Raw genomic sequence first — 21,776 nt, 5'->3', positions numbered from 1 at the left:
TTTCCGGACAGCAGCCCCGTTCGCCCTTGTGCCTTCGCCCGCGACTTTGTTCGCGCTTCGGCGCCGGCCTATGCCTTCGTGCCTGTCTTTCAGACTCGTCCCATGGCCTTGCCCGCTGCGCCTCCCTAGAGTGCCCGCTCCCCCAGACCGTGATCAAAGCGCGCGCATGAGCACGCCGATCTGGTCGCCCCCCTTTGAGAACACAGGAACTGCATGGCCTCCCCGAGAACAAACGTCGCCCTCGACGACACCAACAAGAACATCGACCGCACGGTGAGTGCAGACGGATGGACCACGGCCTCGTCGCCGATGCCCGCTGACGAACGCGCACCATTCGAAGCCGACACCAGCCGCAGCGCGCCGACCCGTCCCGTGATCGACGGCGCCCTCGACAACGCAGGCGACATCCAGGACCCGATTGCCCACGGCGGCGTCACCGACGACCGCCAGCCCGACTTTCACGGCCAGGGCACGCCGGGCGACACCATCCTCATCCGCGACAACGGCGTGCTGATCGGCATCACCGAAGTCGCCGAGAACGGCCAGTGGGAATTCACGCCGTCGACCGACCTGCTCGAAGGCCTGCACGCCATCACGGTCGTCGCACGCAACGCGGCCGGCGAAGAGAGCGAGCCCTCCGCTGCTTTCAACTTCGAGATCGACGTGACCCCGCCCGACGCCAGCCAGCTGGCCATCACCGGTGTCATGGACGCCGTGGGCAGCGTCACCGGCAACGTGGCCTCGGGCGGCACCACCGACGACGCCCGCCCGGTGATCAGCGGCGCCAGCTCCGGCGTACCCGGCCACACCGTCATCGTGATGGTGAAGGACGCGAATGGCGAGCGCGAGCTGGGCCACGCCACCATCGGCGAAGGTGGCCGCTGGACGCTGCAGGTCGACCCGCCGCTGGCTCCGGGCCTGAACGTGATCCGTGTCTACGAGAAGGACGCGGCGGGCAACGAGACCGCACTCACGGCGCCGTACCGCGTGACGGTCAACACCGACGCGCCCTCGCCGCCCGTGATCGAGAGCGTGTACGACGACGTGGGCACGCCGCACATGCTCCAGCAGGGCGAAGTGACCGACGACGCGCGGCCGGCCCTGGCCGGCACGGCGCAGGCCCACCACACGGTCAGGCTCTACGACGGTGCGACCTTCCTGGGCGAAGTGGTGGCCGACGCCAACGGCCGCTGGACGTTCACGCCCACGGCCGCGCTGCCCGACGGGCCGCGCCACATCACCGCCACCTCGACCAGCCCGCTGGGCCAGACCAGCGACGCCAGCAACGCCTGGGACTTCGTGGTCGACACCACCGCGCCGCAGGCGCCGGTCATCGTGTCGGTGGCCGACGACGTGGGCAGCATCGTCACCCCGAACATGGCCGACGGCGCGACCACCGACGACACACGCCCCGCCTTCACCGGCACGGCCGAGGCGAACAGCACCGTCGTCGTGTACGACGACGGCGTGGAGATCGGCCGCGTGCCGGCCGACGCCTCGGGCCACTGGACGTTCACGCCGACCACGGCGCTGAACGAAGGCCCGCACCGCATCACGGTGGCCGCCATCGACCGGGCGGGCAACACCAGCGCACCGTCCGACCCGTTCGGCATCACCGTGGACACGACGGCGCCGACGCAGACCGCCACGCTCACCGCCCTCGGCAAGGACAGCGGCACGAGCGACAGCGACTTCCTCACCAACGACGGCAGCGCGGGCCGCCTGATGCGCGGCAGCCTGTCGGCGCCCCTGGGCGCGGGCGAGACCCTGCAGGTGTCGACCGACGGCGGCACCACCTGGAAGCCGGCCATCGTCACCGGCGACAAGTGGAGCGCGCAGGACGACCACGCCCACACCAGCGGGTGGACGGTGCACACACGCGTGGTCGACGCGGCGGGCAACACCGGCGCCACGAACTCGCACACCGTGGCCCTGGACACCACCGCACCCGCAGCCCCGACCGCGATGACGATCAACGGCTCGCAGGCCACGGTGGCGTTCGACAAGGCCAACGCGGAAGTCGGTGGCCGCATCACCCTGACCCAAGGCGACAAGCGCTACGACCACGTGCTGACGGCCGCGGACGTGGCGGCCGGGCGCGTCGTCATCAACGCGCCCTTCGCACTGGGCAGCCAGACCACCGCCGGCCTGGTGGACAAGGCCGGCAACGTGTCGGCCGAGTCGCTGCGCGAATCGGTGTACCTGGAGAACTTCAACGCCGTCACCGGCGCGATCAGCCTGCCGACGGGTGCCTCCTACAAGCTCGGAAGCCTGACTTTCTACAGCCTGTCCTCCAGCGGCGGCTCGGTCAACGGCATGACCTATCCGCAAGGCCTGTATTCCAGCTACTACACCCCCTACATGCACCAGAAGCCGTACTCGAACGCGCTCTGGGTCGCCGGCAGCATCCGCGTGTCGCTCGACGGCGGCCTGGTGGGCGACAAGCTCAGCTTCTACATCGGCGACAACAACAACTACGCCACCATCCGGCTGTACGCCAAGGACGGCAGCCTGCTGCACAGCGCCAGCATGGCGCCCCTGAACGGCACCATCAACATCGATGTCGCGTCGACCGGCAAGTCGTTCTCCAGGTTCGAGATCGTCACTTACTACAACGCGGGGCAGCGGGGCAACGACCAGCTGTGGATCGACAACATCCAGATCTCCAGCAGCGGCAAGGTCGCCACGACGGGCGTGTTCACGCTCACGGCCGACAGCGCAGCCGTGCTGAACGGCGATGCGGGCAACAACGTCTTCAAGGTAGGGGCCGTGGCCGACTTCAGCGACTCGGGCATTGCCGGCAACGGCGGGCTCGACACCCTGAACCTGACCGGCGCCAACCAGACGCTGGACCTGGTCGCGCTCGGCGCGAAGCTCAGCTCGGTCGAGGTCGTCGACCTCACCGGCACGGGCAACAACACGCTCAACCTGTCGCTGGCGAACGTGATGGAGAACGGCGCGGTCGACCAATTCGTGGCCAACGGCCGCGTGCAGATGCTGGTCAAGGGCAATGCCGGCGACGCGGTCGCGCTGAGCGGCCTGCTGCCCGACGGCACCTTCCCGGGCGACTGGGTCGAGAACGGCACCGTCACCCTCGACGGCGTGGTCTACACCGTGTACGCGCACTCGGTCTTCGGCGCCGACCTGCTGGTGCAGCAGGGCGTGACGGTCACGCTGGGCGTGGGCACGACGCTCACCATCGACAGCCTGGGCAAGGACAGCGGCACCACCACCACCGACTTCGTGACGGCCGACGGCAGCGCGGGTCGCGTGGTCACGGGCAGTCTCAGCGGCGCCCTGCCCTACGGCCTGAAGGTCCAGGTGTCGGTCGACGGCGGCCAGACCTGGCACGACGCCGCAGTCAACGGCAAGGCCTGGGCCTTCGTGGACACCCAGGCGCACGGCGGCGACTGGCGCGTGCAGGCCCGCGTGAGCGACGGCCAGGGCCACAGCAGCCCGGTGGTCGAGCGCGAGGTCACGCTGCTCGATGCGCCCGGGGCTCCCGTCATCACGCGCATTGCGGAAGCCGAAGGCATCTACACCACGACGAAGGCGCAAGACGGCTCGCTGGTGAACGTGTCGCTCGCCGGCACCGGCGCCAAGGCCGGCGACAAGGTGCATGTGCAGTGGGGCATGAGCACCTACGACCAGGTGCTGACCCAGGCCGACATCACCAACGGCACCGCCACCCTCAAGGTGCCGGCGACCGTGACCTACTCGTACCAGGGCGCGGCGAAGGACTTCGCGGTCACCGTGCAGATCGTCGGCAAGGACGGCGCGCTGGGCGCGGTGTCCCAGCCCTACGAGGTGGTGGGCACGGCCGCGCTGACGGTGGTGGGCGACACCTTGCAGAAGGCGCCGGTGGGCGACGTGTACACCGGCACCGGCTTCAAGGTCACGACCACCGGCACCCTGGCCAAGACGGTCGTGAACACGAAGGCACTGGCCGGCCTCACGCTGAACGACACCACGCAGGCCAATGCCCTGTTCACCCTGGACAAGCCGGCGAACTACTTCACGCTGCGCCTGACCGGCATCGACAACGCCACGGGTGCGCAGATCCAGGTGTTCGACGTGAAGGGCAATCTCATCCATACCGAGAACTTCATCGGCGGCACGGATGCCCGTCACACCAAGGTGTTCGCCTACACCTCGGCCGCGCTGGTGGACATCGGCTCGTTCCAGGTCACGGCGCTCAGCCCGAGCGTGACGCTCGACGCGTTCAGCCAGCGCGTGGTGAACCACGTGGCAGAAACGCGCGACCCGAACCTGATCGAGTACGCACCCGAGACCTTCTACGGCAGCGCGGGAGACGACGTGGTGTCGCTGCAGGTGAGCGCCGCGAGCTACTTCAACCAGGCCACCGCGGCCATCCACGGCGGCAGCGGCATCGACACGCTCAAGCTCATGGGCTACGCACACGTGCTCGACCTGACCAAGGTCGGCACCAAGTTGAGCTCGATGGAAATCATCGACATCACGGGCACCAACTACAACACGCTGACCCTGTCGCTGGCCGAGGTGCTGAACAACGGCGGCGTCGACCTGTTCCACCAGGGCGACAAGAGCCGCGTGCAGATGATGGTCAAGGGCAATGCCGGCGACACCGTGAACCTGAGCGACCTGCTGCCCAACAAGAACGACCAGGGCGACTGGATCAAGAAGGGCAGCGTCACCGTGCAGGGCGTGGCGTACGACGTGTACCAGTTCTCCACGCTCGCCGCCGAGTTGCTGGTGCAGCAAGGCGTGACCGTCAAGCTCAGCAACGTCGCGCTCAAGGCCTTCAGCCTCGACCTCGCATCGGACGATGCGCTCGATCACGCGACGCAGGCCTGGACCCAAGGCGACGACACGCTCATCGCCAGGCTCGGCTTTGCCGACCGCCTCGAAGGCGGCGCCGGCAACGACACCTTCACCAACGTCGGCACGGGCGATGTGGTGCATGGCGGCGCGGGCAACGACGTCATCCACGTGCTCAGCGGCGACTTCGAACGCGCCGACGGCGGCCTGGGCATCGACACCCTCGTCATGGACGGCACCGCCATGCGCATCGACCTGGCGGCCTTCGGCCTGAAGCTGCAAGGCTTCGAGCAGTTCGACCTGGGCGCTGGCGGCAACACGCTGGCCCTGCACACCAGCGACCTGCTGGCCGGTGGCATGCGTGACATGGTCACGGCCGACGGCAAGGTGCAGATGCTGGTCAACGGCGCCAATGGCGATGTGAACCTGCTGGGCGGCAGCGCGGGGGATGATGGCTGGAGCCAGGGCGGCAATACCACCGTCGGCGGCGTGACCTACAGCGTCTATACCAACCTCGCAGGTACCGCCGAGCTGCTGGTCGAGGACAAGGTCCATGTGACCCTCCTCTAAGCCCGCAGACAGGCCATGCGGTGCCACATCGGCGCCGCCTTCAACGCGACAGCTGCCCCGTGCGGCTGTCGCGTTTTTCATTTCTGTCTCTCAGCGTTGAGCCATTGGCTGACAGCGTTGCCCGCATTTTCAGCATCGACTGATTCCTTGGCGCCTGGCTTTCAGATTCGTCCGATGGCCGCGCACGGGGGCTGTTCCTAGAGTGCTCGCTCCCCCAATCCGCGTTGATCGCGCCGCATGTGTTCGCGCGCCGATCCGTTTTTTTCCATCTCAGAACACAGGAATTTCATGCCTCACCAGAACATCGGTCCCGCAACTGGCACCGACGCATCGACCTTCGCACTGGCACCTCCCACCCTCGGCAACACCGCCGACAACGCAGGCGATATCCAGGGCACCATCGCCCACGGCGGCATCACCGACGACCGCCAGCCCGACTTCCGCGGCCAGGGCACGCCGGGCGACACCATCGTCATCCGCGACAACGGCTTCGAAATCGGCAGGACCACGGTCGCCGAGAACGGCCTGTGGGAGTTCACGCCGTCGACCGACCTGCTCGAAGGCCACCACGCCATCACCGTTGTCGCACGCAACGCGGCCGGCGAAGAGAGCGAGCCCTCCGCCGCGTTCAACTTCGAGATCGACGTGACCCCGCCCGACGCCAGCCGGCTGGCCGTCACCGGCGTCGCCGACGCCGTGGGTGGCGTCACCGGCAACGTGGCCTCGGGCGGCACCACCGACGATGCACGCCCGCTGCTCAGCGGCATCAGCACCGGCGTGCCCGGCCACACCGTCACCGTGATGGTCCGGGACGCCACCGGCACCCGTGAACTGGGCCAGGCCACCATCGGCGAGAACGGCCAGTGGACCTTCCAGGTCGAGGCCCCTCTGGCTGCCGGCCGGAACACCTTCATGCTCGTGGAACGCGACGCCGCCGGCAACGAGACCGCGCCCACCGGGCGCTACCAGGTGAATGTGGAGACAGGGCGTCCGGAGGTTCCGTCGATCCAGAACGTCAAGGACGACGTGGGCGAGGTGCACATGCTGCAAAAGGGCGAAGTGACCGACGACGCCAGGCCCACCATCATCGGCACGGCGCAGGCCGGCACCACGGTCAAGGTCTACGACCACGGCACCTACCTGGGCGAGACCGTGACCGACCCCACCGGCACCTGGCACTTCACGCCCGACGTCCCGCTGGCCGATGGCCCGCACGACATCACCGCCACCGCGACCAACGCGCTGGGCCAGACCAGCGATGCGACCGGCATCTGGAACTTCTCGGTGGACACGCAGCCCCCCGGCCAGGTCACGGGCCTGGAGGTGATCGACGACGTGGGCAGCAAGACCGGCCCCCTTTCGAACGGCGACACCACCGACGACAACAAGCCCACCCTCAACGGCAAGGCGGAGCCTGGTGCGACGGTCAACGTGTACGACAACGGCGTGAAGATCGGCGAGGCACCGGTCGACGCCCACGGCGACTGGACGTTCACGCCCATCACGCCGCTGGCGGACGGCCCGCACGCGCTGACCACCGAGGTGGTGGACCCTGCAGGCAACAGCAGCGGCCAGGGCGAGTCCCTGAACATCGTCATCGACACCAAGGGTGTGCCGGTGTCGATCGACCGGGTCATGGACGATCAGGGCAGCGTCAAGGGCCCGATCGCGGCCGACGGCCTGACCGACGACCCGCGCCCCGAGATCCAGGGATCAGGCAAGGCCGGCACCACCATCAAGGTGTATGCCAGCGGGTACTTCCTGGGCAGCACCATCGTGCAGCCCGATGGCACCTGGAGCTTCACGCCTTCTGCCGACATGGCCCAGGGCCGGCACAACATCACCGCCACGGCCACCGACCTGGCGGGCAACGTGAGCAACCCGACCCCGGTCTTCGGCTTCACGATCGACACCGTGGCACCGAACACGCCGACCATCGACACGGCGGTCGACGACGTGGGCAGCAAGCAGGGCCTGCTGCCCAACGGCGGCGTGACCGACGACCCCTCGCCCACGCTGGCGGGCAAGGCCGAGCCCGGCAGCACCGTGACGGTGTACGACGGTGCTGCCAAGCTCGGCACGGTGGTGGCCGACGGCAGCGGCAACTGGAACTACACGCCGACGTCGCCGCAGGCCGAGGGTGAACACAAGTTCACGGTCACGGCCACCGACAAGGCAGGCAACGTGAGCGCGCCTTCCAGCGAGTTCGTGCTGAGCACCGACTACACGGCGCCTTCAGCGTCGGACGCTGTACTGACTGACGACGCCGGGGCGATTCAAGGCCCCATTTCCCATGGCTCCGTCACCGATGACATCACGCCGACGTATTCGGGCAAGGCCGAGCCGAACACCACCGTCTTCATCTACGACCACGGCAAGGAAATCGGCCACACGCAGACCAACGACACAGGCGACTGGACATTCACGCCTTCCGTGCCGCTGGACATCGGCCCACACAGCTTCAGCCACACGGTCGTCGACGCGGCGGGCAACAGCAGCGCGCCCTCCAAGGCGATCGATTTCAGCGTGGACAACAGCGGCGACGACTACGCCAGCCTGCTCGAAAGCAAGAAGTCGATCAGCGTGACCTTCGTTGCGGACGTTTCCGGCAGCATGGCGGGGGCCAAGAGCGCGAACCAGGTCCAGTCCATGCGCGCGCTGGCCGAGGCGTATGCCAAGATGAACGTGCCGGCCACGTTCAGCCTGATCGCGTTCGGGACCAGCGCGACCCACAAGGGAACCTTCACCTTCACCGGCGAGAAAGACCCGAACTACATCAAGCTGCTCGCAGCCATCGACTCGACGGTATCGCGCAACGAATCCACCAACTTCGATGCTGCGCTGACCCTGGCAAGCCAAGTCATCAAGGCGGAGTACGCGGCTGCGGGCAACAACCCGTTCAAGACGAAACAGGTGTTCTTCCTGTCGGACGGCCACCCCTACCCCTACGCCACCAGCGCCGCAACGCTGAAGCAATGGCAGGCCTTGATGAGCGACCCGGACGGAAAGACGGCCACTGCGAACCAGATCGCCGTCACCACCGTGGCCATCGGCTCGGACGCCGGCCTGGCCGCCCTGAACCAGGTGTCGACCAGCGGAACGACGGTGGCCGTCGCCGATCCGGCCAAGCTGAAGGACACGGTGATCGACCAGATGTTCGTGGCCTGGGCCTACGGCAGCCTGCTGGAGAACGACACGCAGGTGGTCATGGATGCCCAGTCGAAAATCAGCCAGTTCACCATCGGCAACGAGGTGTTCCGCATCACCGCCGCGGACAAGCTGGTGGTGGACAACCCCAGCGGCAAGGTCACCGCGCTCTACGACGCGGCGTCCGGTGTGCTGACGCTGCGCACCGAGGCAGGGCAACTCACCGTGTACATGAAGACAGCAAGTGGCCATGCCGCGGGCGAATACATCTTCCGCAAGTACGCCACCACCGACACGCTGCAGCTCGTGGACGACATCGAGTACGTCTATGGCTACACCGCCGTCAACAGCAAGGGCGAGAGCCAGACGTCGAAGCTGTACATCACCGACAAGGCGCCGGCGCTCGGCGCCGACGCGGTCACCGTGACCCTGGTCGGCAAGGACGAAGGGGTGGCCGGCAACCACGTCACCGCGGACGACAGCGCCGGCCGCCTCATTGCCGGCACCCTCAAGGCCCCGCTGGGCAGCGGCCTGTCGCTGCAGGTGTCGACCGACGGTGGCGCCAGCTGGCACAACGCGACGCTGAACGGCGGCCACTGGGCTTTCGTCGACATGCAGGCGCACGCGGGCGACTGGAAGATCCAGACCCGCATCGTCGACGACAAGGGCCGCACCAGCGGCGTGCTGACCAGCCAGGACATGACGTGGACGGCCCCGGCGGCGGCGCCCGCCATCCTGCGCATTGCGGACGCCGAAGGCACCTACACCACGGCGAAGGCCCAGGACGGCTCGCAGGTGGTGCTGTCGCTCACCGGCACGGGCGCCAAGGCCGGCGACACCGTGCACATCCAGTGGGGCATGAGTACCTACGACCAGATGCTGACGCAGCTGGACATCAACACCGGCCTGGCCACGATCAACCTGCCCTCGACAGTCACGTACTCCTACCAGGGTGCGGCCAAGGACTTCGCGGTCACCGCGCAGATCGTCGGCAAGGACGGCGCGCTCGGCGCAGTGTCCAAGCCCTACGAGGTGGTGGGCACGGCCACCCTGACGGCCGTGGGCGACACCTTGCAGAAGGCGCCGGTGGGCGACGTGTACACCGGCACCGGCTTCAAGGTCACGACCACCGGCACCCTGGCCAAGACGGTCGTGAACACGAAGGCACTGGCCGGCCTCACGCTGAACGACACCACGCAGGCCAATGCCCTGTTCACCCTGGACAAGCCGGCGAACTACTTCACGCTGCGCCTGACCGGCATCGACAATGCCATGGGCGCGCAGATCCAGGTGTTCGACGTCAAGGGCAACCTGATTCATACCGAGAACTTCATCGGCGGCACCGATGCGCGCCACACCAAGGTGTTCGCCTACACCTCGGCGGAGCTGGTGGACATCGGCTCGTTCAAGGTGATCTCGCTGAGCACGAGCGTCACGCTGGATGCATTCAGCCAGAAGGTGGTGAACCACGTGGCGGAAACGCGCGACCCGACCCTGATCGACTACGCACCCGAGACCTTCTACGGCAGCGCCGCAGACGACGTGGTGTCGCTGCAGGTGAGCGCCGCGAGCTACTTCAACCAGGCCACCGCGGCCATCCACGGCGGCCGCGGCATCGACACGCTCAAGCTCATGGGCTACGCGCACGTGCTCGACCTGACCAAGGTCGGCACCAAGCTGAGCTCGATGGAAATCATCGACATCACGGGCACCAACTACAACACGCTGACCCTGTCGCTGGCCGAGGTGCTGAACAACGGCGGCGTCGACCTGTTCTACACGGGCGACAAGAGCCGCGTGCAGATGATGGTCAAGGGCAATGCCGGCGACACCGTGAACCTGAGCGACCTGCTGGCGCCCGGCGTCGATCAGGGCGACTGGGTGAAGAAGGTCGGCGTCGTCACGCTGGGCGGTGTGGTGTACGACGGCTACCAGCATTCGTCGCTCGCCGCCGAGCTGCTGGTGCAGCAAGGCGTGACCGTCAAGCTCAGCAACGTCGCGCTCAAGGCCTTCAGCCTCGATCTCGTAACGGACGATGCACTCGACCACGCGACGCAGGCCTGGACCCAAGGCGACGACACGCTCATCGCCAGGCTCGGCTTTGCCGACCGCCTCGAAGGCGGCACCGGCAACGACACCTTCACGAAGGTCGGCACGGGCGACGTGGTGCATGGCGGTGCGGGCGACGACGTCATCCACGTGCTCAGCGGCGACTTCGAGCGCGCCGACGGCGGCCTGGGCATCGACACCCTCGTCATGGACGGCACCGCCATGCGCATCGACCTGGCCGCCTTCGGCCTGAAGCTGCAAGGCTTCGAGAAGTTCGACCTGGGTGCGGGTGGCAACACGCTGGCCCTGCACACCAGCGACCTGCTGGCCGGTGGCATGCGTGACATGGTCACGGCCGACGACAAGGTGCAGATGCTGGTCAACGGTGCCAACGGCGAGGTCGACCTGCTGGGCGGCAGCGCGGGTGACGATGGCTGGAGCCAGGGTGGCAACACCGCCGTCGGCGGCGTGACCTACAGCGTCTACACCAACCTCGCCGGCACCGCAGAACTGCTGGTTGAAGACAAGGTCCACGTGACCCTCATGTAAGCCACCCCACTCACCGGCGCAACCCGCGCCGGTGCAGCCGACAACGCGACAGCCGCCATCAGCGACTGTCGCGTTTTTTGTTTCTGCTGCGTCGCGATGCCCAGTTGTGAGCGACCACGCCGTGATGTGCCTTCCCGCACGACTTTGTGCGCGCTTTGAGCACCGACTTATTCCTTCGAGCTTAGGTTTCGGACTCGTCCGATGGTCTCGCAGAGCCGTTCTTCCTAGAGTGCTCCATTCCCCCAGACCGTTTGATTGCGCTGCGTTCATTTGCGCGCCGATGCGGTCTTTTCTTTCCTTTTCAGAACAGAGAATTCCATGCCCTCCGAGAAAACTCAGGTCACCATCGACCACCCGAGCAGCACCTTCGCAGCCCCTCCCGCCATCGTGGGCGGCGCCCTCGACGACGCCGGCGATATCCAGAGCCCCATCGCCCCCGGCGGTATGACCGACGACCGCCAGCCCGGCTTCCACGGCCAGGGCACGCCGGGCGACACCATCGTCATCCGCGACAACGGCACCGAGATCGGAACCACCGAAGTCAGCGAAGACGGCACGTGGACCTTCACGCCGTCGACCGACCTGCTCGAAGGCCAGCACGCCATCACTGTCGTTGCGCGCGACAGCAGCGGTAACGAAGGTACGCCCTCCCCCGCCTTCAACTTCGAGATCGACGTCACCCCGCCCGACGCCAGCCGGCTGAACGTCAGCGGCTTCACGGACAACGTGGGCGGGGTCACGGGCAACGTGATCTCGGGCGGCACCACCGATGAAACGCGCCCGCTGCTCAGCGGCATCAGCAACGGTACGCCCGGCCACACCGTCACCGTGATGGTGAAAGACGCCACCGGCACCCATGAGCTGGGCCAGGCCATCATCGGCGAGAACGGCCGGTGGACCTTCCAGGTCGACACCCCGCTGGCCGCAGGCCTGAACACCTTCATGCTCGTGGAGCGCGATGCCGCCGGCAACGAGACCATGCCGACCGGGCGCTACAAGGTGACCGTCAACACCGACAAGCCGAACGCGCCTGTCATCGACAGCGTGTTCGACGACGTGGGCGAGGCGCACATGCTGCAGCCGGGTGAAGCCACGAACGACGCGCGGCCGACGCTTGCGGGCACTGCGCAAGCCAATCACACCGTCAAGTTCTACGACGGTTCCACCTACCTCGGCGAAGCCGTGGCCGATGAAAGCGGCCACTGGAGTTTCACGCCGCAAGCCAACCTGGCTGATGGCGCGCACGGCCTCACCGCCACCTCCACCAACCCCGTGGGCCAGACCAGCGAGGCCAGCAGCGCCTGGAACTTCGTGGTCAACGCCTCCGCCCCGACGCAGACCGCCACCGTCACCAACATCGGCAAGGACAGCGGCTTCGACGCCGACGACTACCTGACCAACGATGGCAGCGCCGGGCGGCTTTTGCAGGGCAAGCTGTCAGGGCCGCTGGGCACCGGCGACACCCTCCAGGTGTCGACGGACGGCGGTACAACCTGGAAGGTTGCCTTCGTAATCGGCGACCGGTGGAGCGCCCAGGATGACAACAGCCATGCCGACAACTGGACCGTACAGATGCGCACCGTGAACGAGGTCGGCAATGCAGGCCCGGTGCAATCGCAGGCGATGGCGCTGGACACCGTCGCCCCTGCGACGCCGACCGAGGTGGCGGCGGTCGCCGGCGGCGTGGAAGTTCGATTCAACCCGGCGGAAGTGGCCGTAGGCCACAAGATCAGCTTGATCGTGCGTGGTGACTACCTTGACTACACCCTAACGGCCACTGATATCGCGATAGGAAAAGCGTTCATTGCCGACCCAAAACCACCAATGATCGAGCAGTTCGAAAATGAGCCGGCAACCACTTGGGCGACCAAGATGACCTTTGGTGCACTCACCGTGGAGTCCGCCGAGGGGATACAGTGGACAACACGGTTCGGCTCAACGTATGGCGGAAGCGGCGCATCTCTTTGGATTGGGGCCGGCATCACACACAGCCTTACGACCTACACCATCGACGGTGGTACCGACTTTGTCTCGTTCAGTGTCGGTGCGCATGAGGGCATGGGCACCGTTGCATTCTTCGGACTCGACGGGAAATGGCTTGGGAATCAATACATTTCTGGAACGCACACTCAGGCAATCACCTTCACCCCTCCGGCTGGAGTGATCGTGGGGCATTTCACCGTGTCGTCATCACCTGGCGATGGCAACGGCCATGTTATCGACAATGTGGCTCTCGGCAAGGCGGTGACTCAGGCCGTTGCTGCGATCGTTGATCCTGCCGGTAACGTGTCGCAGTACCTCGGTACATCCGGCCAACTGACCAATCCAGATCAAGTACAAGTCCTTGGTTCGAGCTCTGCCGGAACACTGCATGGCGGATCAGATCCCACCGAGTTCACCGTTGCCAACATCAGTTCTTTCGTCGATTCCGCAGTATCAGGGAATGCTGGAGTGGATACGCTCAAGCTGACCGGCACCGGCCAGACGTTGGACCTGACGACACTCGGCCACAAGGTCAGTTCGATCGAAGTGATCGACCTCACCGGCACGGGCAACAACACCCTCAAGCTGTCGCTGGCCGAGGTGCTGGAGAACGGCGGCAAAAATCTGTTCGTTGAAGACGGTCGCGTACAGATGAAGGTGCTGGGCAACAGCGGCGACCTCGTCGACCTGGGCGACCTCCTGAGCAACGACCACCTGGGCTACTGGAGCAAGAGCGGGCAGCTCACCCTGAGCGGCGTTGCTTACGACGTCTACCAGCATTCGGGCCTAATGGCAGAAGTGCTCGTCCAGCAAGGCATTGAGATGAAGCTCGGCATCGGCACGTCGGTCACGATCGATGAACTGGGCAAGGACAGCGGCGTCGCCACCGACTTCGTCACCGCCGACAGCGGTGCAGGGCGCGTGGTCACTGGCAGCCTGAGCGGCGCACTGGCCAGCGGCATGAAGGTGCAGGTGTCTGTCGACGGCGGCAAGACCTGGCAGGACGCCGTGGTCAACGGCAAGAACTGGGCCTTCGTGGACACCCAGGCGCACGGCAGCGACTGGAGCGTTCAGGTCCGCGTCTGCGACGCTCAGGGCCACAGCGGTGCGGTGGTTGAGCGCGAGGTCACGTTGGTTGACGCCCCCGAGGCACCGTCCATCGTGCGCATTCCAGAAGCGGAAGGCGTCTACACCGCTGCGAAGGCGCAAGGCGGCTCGCAAGTCCAGGTGTCGCTGGAAGGCACAGGCGCGAAGGCCGGCGATACGGTGCACATCCAGTGGGGCATGAGCACTTACGACCAGATCCTGACGGAGCAGGACATCGATGGCGGTATTGCCAACGTCAACGTATCGGCAGCCGTGACCGCCACTTACCAGGGCGTGAGTACGGACTTCATGGTCACTGCGCAGATCGTCAGTCAGAACGGCGCGCTCGGCGCAGTGTCCAACCCCTATGAAGTAGTGGGAACCTTCACCGTCTCGACAGTGGCCGACACCTTGCGCAAGGAGCCGGTGGGCGATGTCTATGCCGGCACTGGCTTCACCGTGACCACCACGGGCACCCTAGCCAAGACACTGCAGACCCCAACAACGCTGGCCGGCCTGACGCTGAGCGACGGCGCACAGGCGAACGCCCTGTTCACCCTGGACAAGCCCGCCAACTACTTCACTCTGCGCCTGACCGGCATCGACAACGCCACGGGCGCACAGATCCAGGTGTTCGACGTGAAGGGCAACCTGATCCATACCGAGAACTTCATCGGCGGCACCGACGCGCGCCACACCAAGGTGTTCACCTACACCTCGGCGGAACTGGTGGATATCGGTTCGTTCAAGGTCATCTCGCTGAGCACGAGCGTGACGCTGGACGCGTTCAGCCAGAACGTGGTGAACCACGTGGCGGAAACACGCGACCCGAACCTGATCGACTACGCACCCGAGACCTTCTACGGCAGTGCGGAAGATGACGTGGTGTCGCTGTCGATCAGCGCCGGGACTTACTTCAATCGGACCAATGCGGCCGTTCATGGTGGCAACGGGATCGACACGCTGAAGCTGGAGGGTGCCGCGCACGTGCTCAACCTGACCAAGGCCGGCAGCAAACTCAGCTCCATGGAAATTGTCGACCTCACGGGCACAGGCAACAACACGTTCACCCTGTCACTGTCGGAAGTACTGAACAACGGCGGCGTCGACCTGTTCTACAAGGGCGACAAGAGCCGCGTGCAGATGATGGTCAAGGGCAATGCCGACGACATCGTGAAGCTGAGCGACCTGCTGTCCGGCGGCATCGACCAGGGCGACTGGGTGAAGAAGGTCGGCATCGTGACGCTGGGCGGCATTGTTTACGACGGCTACCAGCACTCGTCGCTCGGCGCCGAGCTGCTGGTGCAGCAAGGCGTGACCGTCACGGTCACCAACTCGAAGCTGGTCGGCTTGCCTGCTACTTTCCAGGCGGCGTCGGATTCCGTGGCAGGCGAGCTTGCCGATGACGAGGTGCTGATCAACTCGACCCAGGGCTACACCCAAGGCGACGACACGATCATCGCCAAGCTCGGTTTCGCCGATCGCCTGAGCGGCGGCGCCGGCAACGACACCGTCACCAACGTCGGCACGGGCGACACGGTGCACGGTGGCGCGGGCGACGACACGATCCGCATCAACAGCGGCGACTTCGAGCGCGTTGAAGGCGGTCTTGGCATCGACACCCTGGTCATGGACGGCAAGGCCATGCACATCGACCTGAGCGCCTTCGGTTTGAAGATCCAGGGCATCGAGAAGTTCGACCTGGGTGCAGGCGGCAACACGCTGGCACTGCACGCCAGCGACGTGCTCGCCGGTGGCATGCGCGACATGGTCACGGCTGACGGCAAGGTGCAGATGCTGGTCAACGGCGCCAACGGCGATGTGAACCTGCTCGGCGGCGATGACGACGGCTGGACCCTGGGCAATGCAGCCACCGTCGGCGGCGTGACCTACAGCGTCTACACCAACCTCGCAGGCACCGCCGAACTGCTGGTCGAGGACAAGGTCCACGTGACCATCCTCTAAGCCTGCAGGCAGGCCACGCGGCGCCCCATCGGCGCCGCCCCCAACGCGACAGTTGCCCCGCGCGACTGTCGCGTTTTTTTGTCGTTGTGCCCCGCCCTTGCGTCAGCCCGCCGTCACCGCAGGCCCGAACCCATGGGCCTCTCCCGCCTGCTCGCACGGCACGCGCTCCACCTGCACGGTCGAGTGGTGGATGTCGAACTTCTCGGCCAGCAGGCCGCGCAGCTGCAGCATCAGCGGCGCCAGGTCGACCACGTCGGGCGTGCACACCACGTGCACGCTCAGGCTCACCTTGCCGCTGGACAGCGCCCACACATGCAGGTCGTGCAGGCCGGCCACGCCCGGCTGCGCCTGCAGCGCGCGCTCGACCTCGGGCAGGTCGACGTCGTCGGGCACGCCTTCGAGCAGCACGTTGAGGCTCTCGCGCAAGAGGCGCCAGGTGCGCGGCAGCACCCACAGGCCGATGGCGACGGCGATCACCGAGTCGACCCAGGCCCAGCCGGTGAAACGGATGACGAGTGCGCCCACGATCACGCCGACCGAGCCGAGCATGTCGGCCCACACTTCCAGGTACGCGCCCTTCACGTTGAGGCTCTCGTCCTTGCCGCTGGCCAGCAGGCGCATGCCGATGAGGTTGACCACCAGGCCGCCGATGGCCACGAGCAGCATCATGGTCGACTGGATCTCGGCCGGCTGCGAGATGCGCCGCCAGGCCTCGTAGAGCACGTAGATCGCCACGAAGAACAGCAGCACGGCATTGACCACGGCCGCCAGGATCTCGAAGCGGTAGTAGCCGAAGGTGCGGCGCTTGTCCGCCGGCCGCTTGCCCAGCCAGATGGCGGCCAGCGAGATGGCCAGCGCCACGGTGTCGGTGGCCATGTGGGCCGCGTCGGACAGCAGCGCCAGGCTGCCCGACACCAGCCCGCCGATCACCTCGGCGACGAGGTAGGTCGAGGTCAGCGCCAGCGCCCAGCGCAGCGCCTTCTCGTTGCCACCAGCAACCGCTGTGGCGTGTGAATGCTCATGGGCCATGGGAACCTTGCAGTGCGGGGTCGAGAGGTGCGCCGTGTTGCTGCTCGGCGTTGGCTTCCTGCACCTCGTCTTCATCGCGCCGGTGCGCGATGCGGTACAGCAGCGGCAACACCAGCAGCGTCAGCGCGGTCGACGACAGGATACCGCCGATGACCACGGTGGCCAGCGGGCGCTGCACTTCGGCGCCCGTGCCGGTGGCGATGGCCATGGGCACGAAGCCCAGCGAGGCGACCAGCGCGGTCATGAGCACGGGGCGCAGCCGCGTGAGCGCGCCTTCGCGAATCGCTTCGTCCAGCGGCAGGCCGCCCTCGCGCAGGTTGCGGATGAACGAGATCATCACCAGCCCATTGAGCACGGCCACGCCCGACAGTGCAATGAAGCCCACCGCCGCCGAGATCGACAACGGAATGCCGCGCAGCCACAGCGCGACGATGCCGCCCGTGAGCGCGAACGGAATGCCGGTGAACACCAGCAGTCCGTCCTTCAGGTTGCCGAACATGGCGAACAGCAGCGTGAACACCAGCAGCAGCGACACGGGCACCACCACCTGCAGGCGCTGCGTGGCGGAGGCCAGGTTCTCGTACTGGCCGCCCCACACGGTCCAGTAGCCCGGCGGAATGCGCACGGCGCGCATGGCCTCCTCGGCCTCGGCCACGAAGGAGCCGAGGTCGCGCCCGCGCACGTTGGCACTCACCACGATGCGGCGCTTGCCGTCTTCGCGGCTGACCTGGTTGGGGCCGGGCGCCAGGTCGAGCGTGGCCACTTCGCCCAGCGGGATGAAGCTGGTGCGCAGGCCCTCGCCGCCCGCGCCCTTCGGCAGTGCGATCGGCAGGCGGCGGATGGCCTCCAGGTCGGTGCGCAACGTCTCGGGCAGCCGCACGAGGATGTCGAAGCGGCGGTCGCCGTCGAACAGCGTGCCGGCCTCGCGCCCGCCCACGGCGGTCGAGATGGCGTCCTGCACGTCGCCCACGTTGAGGCCGTAGCGCGCGGTCTTCTGGCGGTCGATGTTCACGGTGAGCATCGGCAGGCCGGTGGTCTGCTCCACCTTCACCTCGGCGGCGCCGGGCACCTTGCCCAGCGCGTTCGACACCTGCGCGGCCGTCTGGTTGAGCACGTCCATGTCGTCGCCGAAGATCTTCACGGCCACGTCGCTGCGCACGCCCGAGATCAGCTCGTTGAAGCGCAGCTGGATCGGTTGCGAGAACTCGTAGTTGTTGCCCGGCAGCTTCTCGACCTCTTCCTGCACGGCGGCCAGCAGCTCGGGCCGCGTGCGCTTGGGCTTGGGCCATTCGCTCTCGGGCTTGAGCATGATGTAGCCGTCGGAGATGTTCGGCGGCATCGGGTCGGACGCGATCTCGGCCGTGCCGGTGCGCGCGAACACGCGCTCGATCTCGGGGAACTTGTCTTTCAGCGTGCGTTCGAGCTGCTTTTGCATCTCGACCGACTGCGTGAGGCTGGTGCCCGGAATGCGCAGCGCCTGGATGGCGAAGTCGCCCTCGCTCAGGCTGGGCACGAACTCGGTGCCCAGGCGCGTGGCCAGCAGGCCCGAGAGCACCACGGCCACCACGGCCGTGGTGATGACCAGCGGCTTGGCATTCATCGCGCGCGACAGCAGCGGCGCGTAGCCGCGCTTGGCCCACAGCATGAGGCGGTTTTCCTTCTCGGCGACCTTGTTGCCGATGAACAGCGCCACGGCGGCCGGGATGAAGGTGATCGACAAAATCATTGCGCCCAGCAGCGCAATCACCACGGTGAAGGCCATCGGGTGGAACAGCTTGCCCTCGACGCCGGTGAGCGCAAAGATCGGCAGGTACACGATCATGATGATGAGCTGGCCGAACAGCAGCGGCCGGCGCGCCTCCTGCGAGGCCGCGAACACTTCATGGAAACGCTCGCTGCGCGTGAGCGCCCTGCCGTGTTTTTCCTGCGCATGCGCCAGGCGCCGCACGCAGTTCTCCACGATCACCACGGCGCCGTCGATGATGATGCCGAAGTCGAGCGCGCCCAGGCTCATGAGGTTGGCGCTGACCTTCTGGTTCACCATGCCGGTGAAGGTGAAGAGCATCGACAGCGGGATCACCGTCGCCGTGATGATGGCCGCGCGGATGTTGCCCAAAAACAGGAACAGGATCGCCACCACCAGCACCGCGCCCTCGAAGAGGTTCTTCTTCACGGTGGCGATGGCCTTGTCGACGAGCACCGTACGGTCGTACACCGTCACGGCCTTCACGCCCGCGGGCAGCGTGCGGTTGATCTCCTGCATCTTCTTGTCGACCGCCTGCGAGACGGTGCGGCTGTTCTCGCCGATGAGCATGAACACCGTGCCCAGCACGACCTCGCGGCCGTTGTCGGTGGCGGCGCCGGTGCGCAGCTCCTGGCCGATGCCGACCTCGGCCACGTCGGACACGCGCAGCGGAATGCCGCCGGCGTTGCCCAATATCACGTTGCCGATGTCCTCCACCGACTTCACCTGCCCCGGCGCGCGAATGAGGTACTGCTCGCCGCGCTTCTCGATGTAGCCCGCGCCCACGTTGGCGTTGTTGCGCTCCAGCGCGGTGACCAGGTCGGTCATCGTGAGGCCGTGCGCCAGGAGCTTGGCAGGGTCGGGGGCGATCTGGAACTCCTTGGCGTAGCCGCCGATGGAGTTGATCTCGGTCACGCCCGGCACGTTGCGCAGCTGCGGCTTGATGATCCAGTCCTGAATTTCTCGCAGGTCGGTGGGCGTGTAGGGCCTGCCGTCGGCCTTCTTCGCGCCCTCTTCGGTCTCGACGGTCCACAGGTAGATCTCGCCCAGGCCGGTCGAGATGGGCCCGATCACCGGCGACACGCCGGGCGGCATGCTCTCGCGCGCCGACTGGATGCGCTCGTTCACGAGCTGGCGCGCAAAGTAGATGTCGGTGCCGTCCTTGAAGATCACCGTCACTTGCGACAGGCCGTAGCGCGATAGCGAGCGGGTTTGCTGCAGGCCCGGCAGGCCGGCCATGACGGTCTCGATGGGGTACGTGACGCGCTGCTCGGCTTCGAGCGGCGAGTAGCCGGGCGCGGAGGTGTTGATCTGCACCTGCACGTTGGTGATGTCGGGCACGGCGTCGATGGGCAGCTTCTGGTAGCTGAAGACGCCGAGCGCCGCCATGCCGAGCACGGCCAGCAGGATCAGCCAGCGCTGCTCGATGGAGAAGCGGATGATGCGTTCGAACATGCGGTCGTCCTCAGTGGGTGTGCGTGGCCGAGCTCTTGCCCTGCTGCGACTTCACGACGAAGCTGCCGCTGGCCGCATAGGCCGCGCCGGGCTTCAGGCCGCCCACGATCTCGATGCGCTGGCCGTCGCTGCGGCCGGTCTTCACGTGCTGCGGCACAAAGCCGCCGGGCACGCGCAGGAACACCGTGGGCTGGTCGTCCACCGTCTGCACGGCTTCGGCCGACACGGTGACGGGTGCGTCGGCCTGCGACGCCACCAGCTCCACGTTCACGAACAGGCCCGGACGCCAGGTGCGCTGCGGGTTGGTGAGCGTGACGCGCGCGGTGGCGGTGCGCGTCTGCGCCCCCAGCAGCGAGCCCACGTACGACACGGTGCCGCGCGCGGCCTGCTCGAAGGAACCGGCGCGGATGGTCACGGCCTCGCCGACGCGCACGAGGTTCAGGCTGCTGGCGGGCACGCTGATCTCGGCCCACACGGTCGAGAGGTCGGAAATGGTGAACACGTTGACCGTCTCGCCCACCGATTCGCCCAGCGAGATGTGCTTCTCGACCACCATGCCGTCGAAGGGTGCGCGCAGCTCGTAGCGGCCCAGCGCCGACGAGCCGGGCGTGGCGCCCAGCGCCAGCAGCTTCTGGTTGGCGTTGGCCACGGCAATCTGCGCCTCCTGCATGGCCTGCTCGGCCTGCAGGAAGTCCTGCTGCGGCGAGATCTTTTCTTCCCACAGCTTCTTCTCGCGGTCGTGGGTGGTGCGTGCCAGCGCCAGCCGGCGCTGCGCGGTCTGCAGCTCGCTGCGCTGCTCCGAGAGCGCGGGGCTGGAGATCACGGCCAGCACCTGGCCGCGCTTCACCTCCTGGCCCAGGTTGGCCGACACGCTGTCGACCACGCCCGCCACGCGCGGCACCACGTGGGCCGTGCGGTCTTCGTTGAACTTGATCTCGCCGGGCAGTTGCAGCGACGTCTTGATGCGCGCCGGGCCGACGCTGTCGATCGCAATGCCGGCGGCCTTGACCTGCTCGTCGGTGAAGGGGATCTTTTCCTCGTCTTCCTTGTGGGCGTTGGCGGCGGCCTTCTGCGGCTCTGCGGCTGCAGGCGCTTCCTTGCCCGCCTCCTTGCCGGCGTCCTTGCCTTCTTCCGCGTGGTGCTCCTTGTCGCCATGGCCTTCGTCATGCGAATGGCCGTGGTCGTCTTCCTTGCCCTTGGCGTGGCCCTTGTCTTCCTCGTGGTGCTCGCCGTCGGCGTGGCCGGCGGACTCCGAGTGCCCGCCCGCCTCGGGCTTGGACGGCGCGGTGCGCAGGATGAGCGCGCCGGCAATGAGGCCGGCGAGCAGGACGGCGGCAATGGCGATCCACTGCTTGCGGCCGGAAGACGTGGTGCGGTTGTGTGGTGTGGTCATGGTCGG

At 66.8% G+C, this 21,776-nt stretch carries 6 protein-coding genes; 3 read left to right on the top strand and 3 right to left on the bottom strand.

Annotated features, from left to right (window positions below):
* Positions 1–213: 213 nt before the first annotated feature.
* The 3 genes from AC1RLW_RS15750 (at position 214) to AC1RLW_RS15740 (ending at position 16,149) form a co-directional block, all read left to right on the top strand.
* Complete coding sequence (locus AC1RLW_RS15750; protein WP_493193825.1) at positions 214–5,370, top strand: Ig-like domain-containing protein; 5,157 nt, start codon at positions 214–216, stop codon at positions 5,368–5,370.
* 288 nt (positions 5,371–5,658) lie between these two features.
* Positions 5,659–11,115 carry an Ig-like domain-containing protein gene (locus tag AC1RLW_RS15745; RefSeq protein ID WP_493193824.1) on the top strand — a complete coding sequence of 1,819 codons (5,457 nt, stop codon included), beginning with the start codon at positions 5,659–5,661 and terminating at the stop codon, positions 11,113–11,115.
* 318 nt (positions 11,116–11,433) lie between these two features.
* A complete protein-coding gene (locus tag AC1RLW_RS15740) occupies positions 11,434–16,149 on the top strand; it encodes an Ig-like domain-containing protein (RefSeq protein WP_493193822.1) in 4,716 nt (1,571 codons plus the stop codon).
* Between the two features lie 102 nt (positions 16,150–16,251).
* On the opposite strand, the gene AC1RLW_RS15735 is transcribed toward AC1RLW_RS15740, so the two are convergent.
* The 3 genes from AC1RLW_RS15735 to AC1RLW_RS15725 are packed head-to-tail and all read right to left on the bottom strand — an operon-like array spanning position 16,252 to position 21,770.
* Complete coding sequence (locus AC1RLW_RS15735) at positions 16,252–17,178, bottom strand: cation diffusion facilitator family transporter (RefSeq protein WP_493193821.1); 927 nt, start codon at positions 17,176–17,178, stop codon at positions 16,252–16,254.
* Complete coding sequence (locus AC1RLW_RS15730) at positions 17,168–20,377, bottom strand: CusA/CzcA family heavy metal efflux RND transporter (RefSeq protein WP_493193819.1); 3,210 nt, start codon at positions 20,375–20,377, stop codon at positions 17,168–17,170. Before AC1RLW_RS15730 ends, AC1RLW_RS15735 begins: the two co-directional genes overlap by 11 nt.
* 10 nt (positions 20,378–20,387) lie before the next feature.
* Entirely contained in the window at positions 20,388–21,770 is a 1,383-nt protein-coding gene (locus tag AC1RLW_RS15725) for an efflux RND transporter periplasmic adaptor subunit (protein ID WP_493193818.1), read from the bottom strand.
* Positions 21,771–21,776 lie beyond the last annotated feature (6 nt).

This window comes from Variovorax sp. GW822-FHT04A09 (genome assembly GCF_058801005.1).
Note: the sequence above shows the minus strand (reverse complement) of the source record. Positions and strands in the feature narration are given on the sequence as shown.